Source organism: Streptomyces boluensis (assembly GCF_009908195.1).
Taxonomy (GTDB): domain Bacteria; phylum Actinomycetota; class Actinomycetes; order Streptomycetales; family Streptomycetaceae; genus Streptomyces; species Streptomyces boluensis.
The window spans coordinates 1-621 of the sequence record NZ_JAAAHS010000776.1 but is presented as its reverse complement, the minus strand read 5'-3'; the positions used below and the strand labels follow the sequence as shown (position 1 = coordinate 621).

Below are 621 nucleotides of genomic sequence, written 5' to 3'. Positions count from 1 at the left end.
CGCGTCCCCCTGCACCTGCCCGCGCCCCCGGACACCCGCCGCGCTCCGGGCAGCGGCGGCCACAGCACCCTGCGCGTACCGTCGCCGCCGATGCTCCGGCACCCGCTGGCGCTGCAACGCGCGCTGCGCCCGCTGAAGCGGCGGGTGGCGGCGCCCGCCGGGCACGTCCTGGACGAGGCGGCCACCGCCCACCGCATCGCCGAGCTGGGCGCCCGCCCGGACCAGTGGCTGCCGGTGCTGCGCCCCGCGCCCGAGCGCTGGCTGCGCCTGAACCTGGTGTACGACACAGGCCCGACGATGCCGGTGTGGCGCCCGCTGATCGGTGAACTGCGGGCGGCCGTCGCCCAGTCGGGCATCTTCCGCACGGTCACCGTGCACCGGGCGGGCCCGGACGGCCGCGTCCACCACCACGGCACGCCCGCGCCCGCCGACGGCCGTACGGTCACGCTCGTGGTGAGCGACGCGATGGGCCCGCAGTGGCGTCCCGGCCCGGCGGGCGACCGCTGGTACGGGCAACTGCGCCGCTGGGCCGCGCGGATGCCGCTCGCCGTGGCCCAGCCGCTGCCGGAACACCTGTGGCGCACCACCGCCCTGCCGACCACCCCCGGCCTGCTCAAGGCC

At 78.9% G+C, this 621-nt stretch carries 1 protein-coding gene; it reads left to right on the top strand.

Annotated elements, in window-relative coordinates; genetic code table 11:
- A partial coding sequence (locus GUY60_RS38045; RefSeq protein ID WP_281368689.1) for an SAV_2336 N-terminal domain-related protein occupies positions 1-621 on the top strand: 621 nt, incomplete at both ends.